Below are 13,213 nucleotides of genomic sequence, written 5' to 3'. Positions count from 1 at the left end.
TGCGTTAACTCAGAGGTCGTCAACGTAACCGAGACTGCGCAGCGCGCGCTCGTCATCGGCCCAGCCGGATTTCACTTTAACCCACAGCTCGAGGTGCACCGGCGCTTCAAACATCTCCTGCATGTCCTTACGCGCTTCGATGCCGATGGTTTTGATTTTGGCGCCTTTGTTGCCAATCACCATCTTCTTCTGCCCTTCGCGCTCGACGAGGATCAGACCGTTGATATCGTAGCCACCGCGCTCATTGGTCACGAAACGTTCAATTTCCACGGTGACGGAGTACGGCAACTCTGCGCCGAGGAAACGCATCAGTTTTTCACGGATGATTTCAGAGGCCATAAAGCGCTGAGAACGATCGGTAATATAATCTTCCGGGAAGTGATGGATCGCTTCCGGCAGATGCTTACGCACGATCGCCGCGATGGTGTCGACGTTAGTCCCGGTTTCTGCCGAGATCGGCACGATATCGAGGAAATTCATCTGGCTGGCGAGGAACTGCAGGTGCGGCAGCAGGTCCGCTTTTTCCTGCACGTTATCCACCTTGTTGACCGCGAGGATCACCGGCGCTTTCGCTTCACGCAGCTTGTTCAGCACCATTTCATCGTCCTGCGTCCAGCGAGTGCCTTCCACCACGAAGATGACCAGTTCAACATCGCCAATCGAGCTGCTGGCCGCTTTGTTCATCAGGCGGTTAATCGCACGCTTCTCTTCCATATGCAGGCCCGGGGTATCGACGTAAATCGCCTGATACGGCCCTTCAGTATGGATGCCGACGATGCGGTGACGGGTAGTCTGCGCTTTACGGGAGGTGATCGAGATCTTCTGCCCAAGCAGCTTGTTCAACAGCGTGGATTTGCCAACGTTTGGGCGACCCACGATGGCAACAAACCCACAATAACTTTTTTCTTCGCTCATTCCAGCTCCAGCTTTTTCAGCGCCTGTTCGGCGGCAGCCTGCTCCGCCTTGCGACGGCTGGAACCTGTGCCAACCACCGGTTCACTCAGGCCACTGACCTGGCAGTGGATAGTAAATTCCTGATCGTGCGCTTCGCCGCGCACCTGGACCACCAGGTAGGACGGCAACGGCAGATGACGTCCCTGCAGATACTCCTGCAGACGCGTCTTCGGATCCTTTTGCTTATCGCCCGGACTGATTTCGTCCAGACGAGTCTGGTACCAGGAGAGGATTAAGCGTTCAACGTTCTGAATATCGCTGTCGAGGAAAACCCCGCCAATTAACGCTTCAACGGTGTCCGCGAGAATTGATTCGCGACGGAAACCGCCGCTTTTCAGTTCACCCGGCCCGAGGCGCAGACATTCGCCCAGCTCAAACTCGCGGGCGATCTCTGCCAGCGTGTTGCCACGCACCAGCGTCGCGCGCATACGGCTCATATCGCCTTCGTCCACGCGAGGAAAGCGATGATACAGCGCATTCGCGATCACGAAACTTAAAATGGAGTCACCTAAAAATTCCAGGCGCTCATTATGTTTGCTGCTGGCACTGCGGTGAGTTAATGCCTGTTGCAACAGCTCCTGATGATGAAAAGTGTAGCCCAGCTTTCGTTGAAGCCGATTAATTACGATGGGGTTCATGCGTTACCAATAAATGAATGCGTCAAAGATGCAGCACACGAAACCGACCTGAGCATACGCTTCAAACAGTAAGTTGAAACAGACCAATACGCTTTCGTGTGCAGTGTCACCCGGCAGAGCGACAACCAAAAACTTCGGGGGGATATTCTATACGCAACGACACGGGATGTCGTTAGTTTGAATGGATTTAAATACTAAATAATTCACGCCGCTGCGATAATAGCAGCGACGTGAATTCAGCAGAGAAAATTAATGAATTCCACCAATGCGCGATAACCGCACGCCGGTCGGCCATTCGCCTTCCTGCTTTTCAAAACTCATCCAGATTGCGGTCGCTTTGCCGACCAGGTTGGCTTCCGGCACAAAGCCCCAGTAACGGCTGTCGGCGCTGTTATCCCGGTTGTCGCCCATCATAAAGTACTGACCGGGCGGCACAATCCAGGTGGCCAGCGGCAGACCAGACTGATGGTAGTACATTCCGACCTGATCCTGGGCAATCGGCACCATCAAAATACGGTGCGTGACGTCGCCCAGCGTCTCCTGACGCTCGGTCAGACGAATCCCGTCGGCTTTGGTTTCGCCTTTCGGCAGCTGCCAGAAACCGCTGGTCGCTTCCCCGCCGTTGCTACGGGAGAAGGTCTGAACGAAATCGCTCGGCTCCACGTTGGAATAGGTCACCGGCAGCGCGTTGCCACAGGCCTGTCCGGAACTGCATCCCGGCTGAATAGTGACCTGCTTGGCTACCGGATCGTAGGTGACCTTATCACCCGGTAACCCCACCGCGCGCTTGATGTAGTCGAGACGCGGATCTTCCGGATATTTGAAGACCACGATATCGCCGCGCTTAGGATGGCCGGTCTCGATCAGCGTTTTCTGGTAGATAGGATCTTTAATGCCGTAGGCAAATTTCTCTACCAGAATAAAATCGCCGATGAGCAGCGTTGGCATCATCGAACCTGACGGGATCTGGAACGGCTCATAAATAAATGAACGCACCACCAGAACGATCGCCAGCACCGGGAAAACCGATGCGCCGGTTTCCAGCCAGCCCGGTTTCGGGCCGACTTTCTTCAGCGTCTTCTTGTCCAGTTGCTCGCCGGTCGCTGCCTGAGCAGCGGCCTGACGCTCACGACGTTTCGGTGCAAAAATGAACTTGTCCAGGCACCATAAAACGCCCGTCACCAGGGTCGCAATCACCAGGATCAGGGCAAACATGTTCGCCATGCCAACTCCTTAGGGTTATTTGCCGTCTTTACCAACGTGCAGAATGGCGAGGAACGCTTCCTGCGGCAGCTCAACGTTACCGACCTGCTTCATACGCTTCTTACCTTCTTTCTGCTTCTGCAGCAGCTTTTTCTTACGACTGACGTCGCCGCCGTAGCATTTCGCCAGGACGTTTTTACGCAGCTGTTTCACGGTAGAGCGCGCGATGATGTGGTTGCCGATGGCCGCCTGAATCGCAATGTCGAACTGCTGACGCGGAATCAAATCTTTCATCTTTTCCACCAGCTCGCGGCCGCGATACGGCGCGTTATCGTTGTGGGTGATCAGCGCCAGCGCATCGACGCGCTCGCCGTTGATCAGCACGTCGACACGTACCATGTTCGACGCCTGGAAGCGTTTGAAGTTGTAGTCCAGCGACGCATAGCCGCGGGAGGTAGACTTCAGACGGTCGAAGAAGTCGAGGACCACTTCCGCCATCGGGATTTCGTAAGTCAGCGCCACTTGTTTACCGTGGTAAACCATGTTGGTCTGCACGCCACGCTTCTCGACACACAGGGTGATCACGTTACCGAGGAACTCCTGCGGCAGCAGCATGTGACACTCGGCGATTGGCTCGCGCAGCTCCTGAATATTATTCAGCGGCGGCAGCTTGGACGGGCTGTCGACGTAGATAACTTCTTTGGAGGTGGTCTCCACTTCGTAGACTACCGTTGGCGCGGTGGTGATCAGGTCGAGATCGTATTCACGCTCCAGACGTTCCTGAATGATCTCCATGTGCAGCAGGCCAAGGAAGCCGCAGCGGAAGCCGAAGCCCAGCGCGGTAGAGCTTTCCGGCTCGTAGAACAGAGAGGCATCGTTGAGGCTCAGTTTGCCCAGCGCGTCGCGGAAGGCTTCATAATCATCGGAGCTCACCGGGAACAGGCCGGCATAAACCTGCGGTTTCACCTTCTTAAAGCCAGGCAGCGCTTTGTCTGCCGGGTTGCGGGCGGCGGTCAGGGTATCGCCCACCGGCGCGCCGAGGATGTCTTTGATCGCGCAGACCAGCCAGCCCACCTCGCCGCATTTCAGCTCGGTACGGTCAACCTGTTTCGGGGTGAAGATGCCCAAACGGTCGGCGTTATAGACCTGACCGGTGCTCATCACCTTAATTTTGTCGCCCTTGCGCATGGTGCCGTTTTTAATCCGCACCAGCGACACCACGCCGAGGTAGTTATCGAACCAGGAGTCGATAATCAGCGCCTGCAGCGGCGCGTCCGGATCGCCTTCCGGCGGCGGAATATCGCGTACCAGGCGTTCCAGCACGTCCGGCACGCCAACGCCGGTTTTCGCCGAGCAGCGCACCGCGTCGTGAGCGTCAATCCCGACGATATCTTCAATTTCGTCCGCTACGCGCTCCGGGTCGGCCGCAGGCAGGTCGATCTTGTTAAGTACCGGAACCACTTCCAGGTCCATCTCCATGGCGGTGTAGCAGTTGGCCAGGGTCTGGGCTTCTACACCCTGCCCGGCGTCTACCACCAGCAGCGCGCCTTCGCACGCGGCAAGAGAACGGGAAACTTCATAGGAGAAGTCCACGTGACCCGGGGTGTCGATAAAGTTCAGCTGGTAGGTCTCACCGTCGCTGGCTTTATAGTCCAGGGTGACGCTCTGCGCCTTGATGGTGATCCCGCGTTCGCGCTCAAGATCCATGGAGTCCAGAACCTGGGCTTCCATTTCGCGATCAGAAAGGCCACCGCAAATCTGGATGATACGGTCAGACAGCGTCGACTTACCGTGGTCGATGTGAGCGATGATCGAAAAGTTACGTATATTCTTCATATTTAGAGTTAATTATGCCTTACGAGTATCATGAGGCCGCTGTACTGTGCCTGACGTTTTTTAATCCGAAAACGCCGCATTCTACACTACATCCGTGAAACCAGGAAATGCTGTTAGATCCAGCATAACGGCAGAAATTGTGGCGTTGTAACAGGAAGAGTAAATAAAGATGAGGGACAGTGAAATCACTGCCCCATTTCAGAGGAAGGCGTATCAACACGCAGCAGATCCGGCGGCAGCGCGACGCTCAAAATTACCGGCTGCCAGGACTGACGCGCTGCCAGCTGCGGCGACAGACCACGCGCTATCAGAAAACCGCCGACGCCGCCCAACAGCGCGCCGCACAGCGAGGCGATATCGCTGGCAAACAGCACCTGAAAAATCGACGCCATCACAAACAGCCCCGCCAGCGGCGCCATGTAGACCAGCAGCGCTGAGCCCAGCAGGCTGCTTTCAGCGATCCCCAGCTCCACTTTTTGCCCCGCAGACAACGGCTGCTCGCAGGGCACGCTAATGGTATGGCTAGTCTGTGGCCCCAGCTTGTTTAATACCCGGCTGCCGCAGCCGGCGCGGGAGGCGCAGCTGCTGCAGGAGGCTTTAACGTCGCAGTGCACCTGCGCCACGCCGTTATGCCAGGAAACCACGGTGGCCCACTCTTTGATCATTGTACTGCCTTGAATTTAATGCTGTCTGAGATACGCTTCGCCGTCTGCGGCGGCAGTTCGCCTACCACAGTGATCTCCGCGTTATCGCGTACCGTCGTGCTGACGGTGCGTCGGCCAGTGCGCAACAGCTGGTCGCTGCTGGCCGCCGTGGCGCGGTTGATATTAATCGAGAAGCTGAACAAGCCGTCGGAATAGAGACGTGATTCTACCGGACCGTCAAAGGTGGGAAGACGGCGTTGGCTGCTGGAAACCTCCGTCATGCCCTGCGGGAGCCACGTCGGCGCCCAGTTGAAGTTGGCTTTGTCGCCTCCTTCAGGCACCGACAGCTGCGGCGGCAGATTCGCTTTTGCCAGCGTCTCCATGCTGGCGCTTACATTATCGCCAACGTTGAAGGAGACCACCCGGAACTGCTCCAGCGTTTCGCCATCGCGGTCGAGCAAATCGACGCGCAGCGGCAGCTTAGTTTCAGCGTCCAGCCAGGCGATAAAGCTATAGCGCGTGCCGTCGCGGGCCACGACGCGAATGACGTCGCACAGGCGATCAGCAATACGGGTACGGCCCACAGAAATAAAATCATACGCTGCGGAAAGACGTTTGAAATCGCTGTAAACCAATGACGGCAGCGAATCGACGATATAGTCGCCGTTCAGCGTGAATGGATCGAGACCGGGTTCAAAATAGCTGATTTCTGTACCGCGCAGAACCACTTCCCGGCGCGGACCGTCCAGCTGCAGCAGCTGCGCCAGCGGCTGGTTGTTCAGCCGCGCATGACGATAACGCAGCGACTCAACGCCTTGTTTGCTGATGCTGACGAAAGACAGCTCATAATTGAGTGACTGGCTGGCCAGGTTCATCTGCTGCAACAACGCCCCGGACGATGTATCAGCCGAGGCGTTGACAGAGAACAACAGGCTGCCTGCCATGAGTGACATAGCACACCAAAGTTGCTTCATTACTGCGATTGCGTTCCTAAAGTTTGATAGCCCGGCACCTGGACTGCAGCCTGCTGAGTCTGGGCCTGGCCAAACTGAAGCTGCTCAGCGTGCAGGCGACGCTGCAGTTCATAATCCTGCAACATGGCGTTAATCCGGCGGCGCTGCTCCTGCACCTGCGCCTGCTGGCCGCTACCTGCTGATGCGTCAGCCGGTACGCCAAGGCTAACCGGGCTCGCTTTACCCATCATCGGCAGCGTATTAAACACCGGCGCCTCTGGCTGCTGGGTCGCATCAGACTGTCCATTATAGTGCTGGACGCCGACGATTACCGCAAGCGATACGCAGGCGGCTACGCCCATCTGAGTCAGTGAACTGGCCCACGGACGCACCTTGTTCCAGAACGGCATTTGCCGCCACTGGTTTGGTGCGGGCTGAGATTCAGGAATAAGCGGCGCCGTCTGACGAACGGGCTCATTTTCAATGGCGGCCATCACCCGGGCGGAGATATCAAACTGCAGCACCTCTGCGGTATCGCCACGCAGCGTATCGCGAATAAGGTGGTAACTCTCCCAGGTTTTTTGCATCTCAGAAGAACGACTCAGCTCGTTGAGCAGTTCGTTATCCAGCGTTTCACCATCCATTAAAGCCGAAAGTTTTTCTTTCTGCATGCCTGATACCCTTTTCCAGTATTCCGCTATCGTCAACGCCTGATAAGCGGTTGAACTTTATTATCAATAGCTTCTCGCGCCCGGAAGATACGCGAACGCACCGTCCCAACCGGACAATCCATGATAGCGGCTATCTCTTCATAGCTCAGGCCATCCAGCTCCCGTAACGTAATTGCCATGCGTAAATCTTCCGGGAGCGATTCAATGGTACGAAAAACTATTTGTCTCAGTTCTTCTGACAACATTAAGTTCTCAGGGTTCGAAATTTCTTTCAACGCCCCACCGCTTTCGAAGTTTTCCGCCTCGTTGGCGTCAACATCGCTGGACGGCGGACGGCGTCCCTGAGCAACCAGATAATTCTTCGCCGTGTTGACGGCGATACGGTATAACCAGGTGTAAAAAGCGCTATCTCCCCGGAAAGAGTCCAGCGCACGCCATGCCTTAACGAACGATTCCTGAACAACGTCAGCGATATCGCCCGGCGGTACATAGCGGGAAACCAGGCTCGCGACCTTATGCTGATAGCGCACCACCAGCAAATTAAACGCTTTCTGATCTCCTTTCTGGACCCGTTCAACAAGGACCTGATCCGTTAACTGCTCGCTCATCCGAGGTAATGTCTCCCCAAACCCAATTCCCATGCGTCTTCAAAACACCACCCAAAATCTGCATTATGAGCAAGCTGACTGTTGGAGTGCATGAAAACAATAAAGTTCCGTTACGCTTTTGTTTTTTGTCTGGCAACGGCGGCAGATCGTTATCAATCATTATATGCCCAGGTTGCTAAACGATAGGTTAGTCAATAAGAAAAAGCGCAGGCCCGTTTGAAGGGTATCGTAACACGGCGTTTATTTCACTATAAAATCCTATAGAAACAAGCGGCCCCGCTTCGTTTTTTACGCCCTCAACGCCACCTTTCCCGTCCCTTTCTGTTTAGCCGTCACAACGCCAGGCAAAAAAATTGTACGATTCCTCGCAGGCTGGTGCTATTGTGAGCGAAATGTGTTTAGTAAATTAAACAAAGACGATGAATACCACACCTGATTTCTCTTGTGACGTGTTGATTATTGGCAGCGGCGCTGCCGGTCTTTCCCTTGCCCTGCGCCTGGCAGAGCACAGTTCGGTGACGGTACTTAGTAAAGGGCCGATTAGCGAAGGTTCGACCTTTTATGCGCAGGGCGGAATTGCCGCCGTCTTTGATGAGACGGACAGTATCGAATCTCATGTCGAAGACACCCTCATCGCTGGCGCAGGACTCTGCGATCGCCATGCGGTCACCTTCGTTGCCAGCAACGCCAGGCCTTGCGTACAGTGGCTTATCGATCAGGGGGTGCTATTCGACACCCAGGTTCAGGCGAATGGCGAAGAGAGCTACCACCTCACCCGCGAGGGGGGACACAGCCACCGGCGCATTCTTCACGCCGCTGACGCTACCGGCAAAGCGGTGGAAACGACACTGGTCGATAAAGCCCTTGCTCATCCTAATATCCGCATCATTGAGCGCAGCAATGCGGTTGATTTGATCGTCTCGGATAAAATTGGCCTGCCAGGTACGCGCCGGGTAGTTGGGGCCTGGATCTGGAACCGCAATAAAGAGCGCGTAGAAACCTGCAGCGCGAAGGCGGTAGTGCTCGCGACCGGCGGCGCCGCCAAGGTTTATCAATACACCACCAACCCCGACGTCTCTTCCGGAGACGGTATTGCGATGGCCTGGCGAGCGGGATGCCGGGTGGCGAATCTGGAGTTCAACCAGTTCCACCCCACCGCGTTGTATCATCCACAGGCACGCAATTTCCTGCTTACTGAAGCACTGCGCGGCGAAGGCGCTCACCTTAAGCGACCGGACGGCACCCGCTTTATGCCGGACTTTGACGAGCGCGGTGAACTGGCTCCGCGCGATATTGTTGCCCGTGCTATCGATCATGAAATGAAGCGCCTCGGCGTCGACTGCATGTACCTTGATATCAGTCACAAGCCCGAGGCGTTTGTTCGCCAGCACTTCCCGATGATTTACGAAAAGCTGCTCGGCCTGGGCATCGATTTGACAAAAGAGCCGGTGCCGATCGTTCCCGCCGCGCATTACACCTGCGGCGGTGTGATGGTGGATGATAATGGCCGTACTGACGTCGATGGTTTATACGCCATCGGTGAAGTCAGCTATACCGGGCTACACGGTGCGAACCGAATGGCGTCAAACTCGCTGCTGGAGTGCCTGGTCTATGGCTGGTCCGCTGCGGAGGATATCGCCCGGCGCCTGCCACTGGCTCAGAAGGTCGCCTCTCTGCCGGCATGGGATGAAAGTCAGGTGGAGATCCCGGATGAACTGGTGGTTATCCAGCACAACTGGCACGAACTGCGGCTGCTGATGTGGGATTATGTCGGGATTGTGCGCACGACGCGCCGACTGGAGCGCGCCCTGCGGCGCATTACCATGCTACAGCAGGAGCTGGATGAGTATTACGCCCGCTTCCGCGTCTCGAATAATCTGCTGGAGCTGCGCAATCTGGTGCAGGTAGCGGAGCTTATCGTACGCTGTGCGATGTTGCGTAAAGAGAGTCGCGGTCTGCACTATACCCTCGACTATCCACAGCCGCTGCCGAACAGCGGCCCCTCAATATTGTCGCCCCTGGCTCACATAAAGAGATAAAAATCCTCGGTCAGAGCAGTAAATCCTTCAGAATACTGCTGCTCTGGCCCGCGGATCACCAGCCGGTCGCTGAAACACTCCCCCGCCGTTGGCGAGAAAGCGAGAAGTACCCGATGCGGCGGCCGCAGCTCGGTCTCCGCCACGTCAGTGCGCAGTCGCAGATGCCAGCCCATCGCGGTTGCCCGCTCGATAAACGCATTCCCGATATCCACCGGCAGGACGACGCAAAAAAATCCTTCTTCCGTGATCAACTCTGCGGCACAGGTCAGCAGGGAGGCGTGATCGAGCGTCGTGGTATACCGCGCCTGCTCCCGCTGCGAGGTTGCGCAAGGCACCCCTTCGGCAAAAAAGGGCGGGTTACTGATTATCAGTTCATAGCGTCGGGTCTGCGACGGCTGCCACTGATGAATATCGGCCTGGCTGACGTCAATTCGTGCGGACCAGGGTGACGCGAGGACATTTTCCTGTGCCTGAGCAGCGGCCTCTTCGTCCAGCTCAACCGCATCGACACGCACATCGTGAGCGGTACGCTGCGCCACCATGAGCGCCAACAGACCGCAGCCCGCGCCAATATCCAGCACATGCTTCACGCCGGCAATCGGCGCCCAGGCGCCGAGCAAAATACCGTCGGTGCCCACCTTCATGGCACAACGGTCATGGGCGACGAAGAACTGTTTGAAGGTAAAACCATTGCGCGGCAGCGCAAACTTCGACTGAGACATCCTCAATAACCTTGCCGACAAAAACTCCTGAACGTAAGGCTATGCACAATACCGGAGAACAGATAGCCTTACAAACAGATGAACATTACGTCAGTAACGTCTATAATCGGCGGCCCACTCAGAGGTAGAACATGACTGTAACGACTTTTTCCGAACTTGAACTCGACGAAAACCTGCTGGAAGCCCTCCAGGATAAAGGTTTCACTCGCCCGACAGCCATTCAGGCCGCCGCTATTCCGCCTGCGCTCGATGGCCGTGACATTCTCGGTTCAGCGCCGACCGGCACCGGTAAAACGGCGGCGTATCTGCTGCCAGCGTTGCAGCACCTGCTCGATTTCCCGCGTAAGAAATCCGGCCCGCCGCGAATTCTTATCCTGACGCCAACCCGTGAGCTGGCGATGCAGGTGGCTGACCACGCCCGCGAGCTGGCGAAGCATACCCATCTGGATATCGCCACCATTACCGGCGGTGTCGCGTACATGAACCACGCGGAAGTGTTCAGCGAAAACCAGGATATCGTGGTCGCGACCACCGGTCGCCTGCTGCAATATATTAAAGAAGAGAACTTTGACTGCCGCGCCGTCGAAACCCTGATCCTCGATGAAGCCGACCGCATGCTGGACATGGGCTTTGCTCAGGATATCGAAACCATCGCCGGTGAAACTCGCTGGCGTAAGCAGACGATGCTGTTCTCCGCGACACTGGAAGGCGATGCGATTAAAGACTTCGCTGAGCGTCTGCTGGAGGAGCCGGTGGAAGTTTCCGCCAATCCGTCGACCCGTGAGCGTAAGAAAATCCACCAGTGGTACTACCGCGCCGACGATATCGAACATAAAACCAAACTGCTGGTGAATCTGCTGCAACAGCCCGAAGCCACCCGCGCTATCGTCTTTGTGCGTAAGCGCGAGCGCGTGCATGAGCTGGCCAACTGGCTGCGTGAGGCCGGGATTAACACCTGCTGGCTGGAAGGCGAGATGGTGCAGGCCAAGCGTAACGAAGCCATCAAGCGCCTGACCGACGGTCGCGTGAACGTGCTGATCGCCACCGACGTCGCTGCCCGCGGTATCGATATTCCGGACGTCAGCCACGTCTTTAACTTCGATATGCCGCGTACCGCGGATACCTACCTGCACCGTATCGGTCGTACCGGCCGCGCCGGTAAAAAAGGAACCGCCATTTCTCTGGTAGAAGCGCATGATCATCTGCTGCTGGGTAAGATTGGGCGTTATATTGAAGAGCCGCTGAAGGCCAGGGTGATCGATGAACTGCGCCCAACGACCCGTGCGCCAAGCGAGAAACTGACCGGTAAGCCGTCGAAGAAAGTGCTGGCGAAGCGCGCTCAGAAGAAAAAAGATGAAAAAGAGAAACCTCGGGTGAAGAAGCGCCACCGCGATACCAAGAATATCGGTAAGCGCCGCAAGCCAAGTGCAGCCGAAACGCCATCAGCGTCCAACGAAGAGTAAAAAAAACGCCGGGATATCCCGGCGTTTTCACATCTTGCGTCAGCCTTACAGGCTTTCGGTAAAGGTACGAGCGATAACGTCGCGCTGCTGTTCCGGAGTCAGGGAGTTGAAACGTACCGCGTAGCCGGAAACACGAATGGTGAGCTGCGGATACTTTTCCGGATGCTCAACCGCGTCCAGCAGGGTTTCGCGACGCAGCACGTTAACGTTCAGGTGCTGACCGCCTTCCACGCGAACTTCCGGTTTCACGTCTACCGGGATTTCACGGTATTCGATTTCGCCCAGTTTGCTCACCGCAACCACGTCATCTTCCGCAAAACCACCTTTGGCGCACAGGCAACGTGCTTCGCCTTTTTCGCTATCCAGCAGCCAGAAAGAGTTCAGCAGGTCGTCGTTTGCCGCTTTAGTAATTTGGATACCAGTAATCATTTGATGCCTCCCAGGCAGTGTTTATTCGATTTTGGCCTCTTCGCGGCCAATTGGTAAAACCATTGTTGTATGACTGTATATATATCAGCCGTACCCTTGGCATTCATTGATTCAAATCAATAAAAACCACTCACTAAAAGTGGGTATGCGAGGATTTTATTGTTTTACATCAAGTTACGCCAGGTGGGGTTAAAAATATTTTTGTAAATTTTCAATTTTATTTGCATAAAAGCAACGAGATAACGGTAGCGATTTTGTTCTGCAGAAAGAAGTCGTTAAGCTATAGCGATGACCCTTTGCAGGAGAGCAAGATGACCACCCCTTTAACCTGGCATGACGTGCTGGCGGATGAAAAGCAACAACCCTATTTTCTCAATACTCTGAAGACCGTCGCCGAAGAGCGTCAGTCCGGGATCACTATCTATCCACCGCAAAAAGACGTCTTCAATGCGTTTCGCTTTACCGAACTGAGCGATGTCAAAGTCGTCATTCTCGGCCAGGACCCCTATCACGGCCCGGGTCAGGCTCACGGTCTGGCGTTCTCGGTTCGCCCGGGCGTCGCGATCCCGCCGTCGCTGCTGAATATGTACAAAGAGCTGGAGGCCACGATCCCCGGCTTTACCCGCCCCACCCACGGTTACCTGGAAAGCTGGGCGCGACAGGGCGTGCTGCTGCTGAATACGGTCCTGACCGTCCGCGCCGGACAGGCGCACTCGCACGCCAGCCTTGGTTGGGAGACCTTTACCGATAAAGTTATCGCGTTAATCAATGAGCATTGCGAGGGGGTGGTCTTTCTGCTGTGGGGTTCTCATGCGCAGAAGAAAGGCGCGATTATCGATCGTCAGCGCCACTGCGTGCTGAAGGCGCCACACCCTTCGCCGCTCTCTGCACATCGCGGCTTCTTTGGCAGCAACCATTTCGTACAGACCAACCAGTGGCTGGTTGACCGCGGCGAAGCGCCGATCGACTGGATGCCAGTGCTGCCCGCCGAAAGCGAGTGATCGACAGGCATAAAAAAGCCAGCATTAGCTGGCTTTTTCGCATTCAGGCAGA

Annotated in this window: 14 protein-coding genes; 3 read left to right on the top strand and 11 right to left on the bottom strand. The window is 55.9% G+C overall.

What is annotated here, in order from left to right:
- Window positions 1–9 precede the first annotated feature (9 nt).
- The 9 genes from era to rseD all read right to left on the bottom strand — a co-directional run bounded on the left by era (window position 10) and on the right by rseD (window position 7,599).
- The gene (gene era / locus B8P98_RS06940; protein ID WP_025711659.1) at window positions 10–915 is read right to left on the bottom strand and encodes a GTPase Era; all 906 of its coding nucleotides are present in this window, start codon (window positions 913–915) and stop codon (window positions 10–12) included.
- Entirely contained in the window at window positions 912–1,592 is a 681-nt protein-coding gene (gene rnc / locus B8P98_RS06935) for a ribonuclease III (protein WP_002914065.1), read from the bottom strand. Before rnc ends, era begins: the two co-directional genes overlap by 4 nt.
- A gap of 249 nt (window positions 1,593–1,841) precedes the next feature.
- On the bottom strand, window positions 1,842–2,816 hold the full coding sequence (lepB, locus tag B8P98_RS06930; RefSeq protein ID WP_025711658.1) for a signal peptidase I: 975 nt from the start codon (window positions 2,814–2,816) through the stop codon (window positions 1,842–1,844).
- A gap of 15 nt (window positions 2,817–2,831) precedes the next feature.
- Window positions 2,832–4,631, bottom strand: coding sequence for a translation elongation factor 4 (gene lepA / locus B8P98_RS06925; protein WP_025711657.1), 1,800 nt, complete (start codon window positions 4,629–4,631; stop codon window positions 2,832–2,834).
- A 185-nt stretch (window positions 4,632–4,816) separates the two neighbouring features.
- Window positions 4,817–5,296, bottom strand: a complete 480-nt coding sequence (gene rseC, locus B8P98_RS06920; protein WP_080896815.1) for a SoxR-reducing system protein RseC — start codon at window positions 5,294–5,296, stop codon at window positions 4,817–4,819.
- A complete protein-coding gene (gene rseB, locus B8P98_RS06915; RefSeq protein ID WP_004201821.1) occupies window positions 5,293–6,249 on the bottom strand; it encodes a sigma-E factor regulatory protein RseB in 957 nt (318 codons plus the stop codon). Before rseB ends, rseC begins: the two co-directional genes overlap by 4 nt.
- Window positions 6,249–6,899: an anti-sigma-E factor RseA gene (rseA, locus tag B8P98_RS06910; protein ID WP_025711655.1), complete on the bottom strand. Its 651-nt coding sequence runs from the start codon at window positions 6,897–6,899 to the stop codon at window positions 6,249–6,251. The genes rseB and rseA overlap by 1 nt, the downstream gene beginning before the upstream one ends.
- Window positions 6,900–6,931: 32 nt before the next feature.
- A complete protein-coding gene (gene rpoE, locus B8P98_RS06905) occupies window positions 6,932–7,507 on the bottom strand; it encodes an RNA polymerase sigma factor RpoE (RefSeq protein ID WP_002914074.1) in 576 nt (191 codons plus the stop codon).
- Entirely contained in the window at window positions 7,504–7,599 is a 96-nt protein-coding gene (gene rseD, locus B8P98_RS31995) for a rpoE leader peptide RseD (RefSeq protein ID WP_121980491.1), read from the bottom strand. Before rseD ends, rpoE begins: the two co-directional genes overlap by 4 nt.
- A gap of 327 nt (window positions 7,600–7,926) precedes the next feature.
- Here rseD and nadB point away from each other — a divergent pair, with 327 nt between their 5' ends.
- Window positions 7,927–9,546, top strand: coding sequence for an L-aspartate oxidase (gene nadB / locus B8P98_RS06900; protein ID WP_025711654.1), 1,620 nt, complete (start codon window positions 7,927–7,929; stop codon window positions 9,544–9,546).
- Here the strand turns inward: nadB and trmN are convergent.
- Window positions 9,531–10,268 carry a tRNA(1)(Val) (adenine(37)-N(6))-methyltransferase TrmN gene (gene trmN / locus B8P98_RS06895; RefSeq protein ID WP_025711653.1) on the bottom strand — a complete coding sequence of 246 codons (738 nt, stop codon included), beginning with the start codon at window positions 10,266–10,268 and terminating at the stop codon, window positions 9,531–9,533. The genes nadB and trmN overlap by 16 nt on opposite strands.
- 131 nt (window positions 10,269–10,399) lie before the next feature.
- On the opposite strand from trmN, the gene srmB reads away from it, so the two are divergent.
- A complete protein-coding gene (gene srmB, locus B8P98_RS06890) occupies window positions 10,400–11,731 on the top strand; it encodes an ATP-dependent RNA helicase SrmB (RefSeq protein ID WP_025711652.1) in 1,332 nt (443 codons plus the stop codon).
- 45 nt (window positions 11,732–11,776) lie between these two features.
- Here the strand turns inward: srmB and grcA are convergent, their stop codons facing one another.
- Window positions 11,777–12,160 (bottom strand): autonomous glycyl radical cofactor GrcA, encoded by a 384-nt coding sequence (grcA, locus tag B8P98_RS06885; protein ID WP_002914084.1) that lies wholly within the window; start codon window positions 12,158–12,160, stop codon window positions 11,777–11,779.
- Between the two features lie 311 nt (window positions 12,161–12,471).
- Here grcA and ung point away from each other — a divergent pair, with 311 nt between their 5' ends.
- Entirely contained in the window at window positions 12,472–13,161 is a 690-nt protein-coding gene (ung, locus tag B8P98_RS06880; RefSeq protein ID WP_025711649.1) for a uracil-DNA glycosylase, read from the top strand.
- Window positions 13,162–13,213 lie beyond the last annotated feature (52 nt).

The sequence above is a fragment of the Klebsiella quasivariicola genome (assembly GCF_002269255.1).
Classification (GTDB): Bacteria; Pseudomonadota; Gammaproteobacteria; order Enterobacterales; family Enterobacteriaceae; genus Klebsiella; species Klebsiella quasivariicola.
This window is presented reverse-complemented; position numbering and strand designations above follow the sequence as displayed.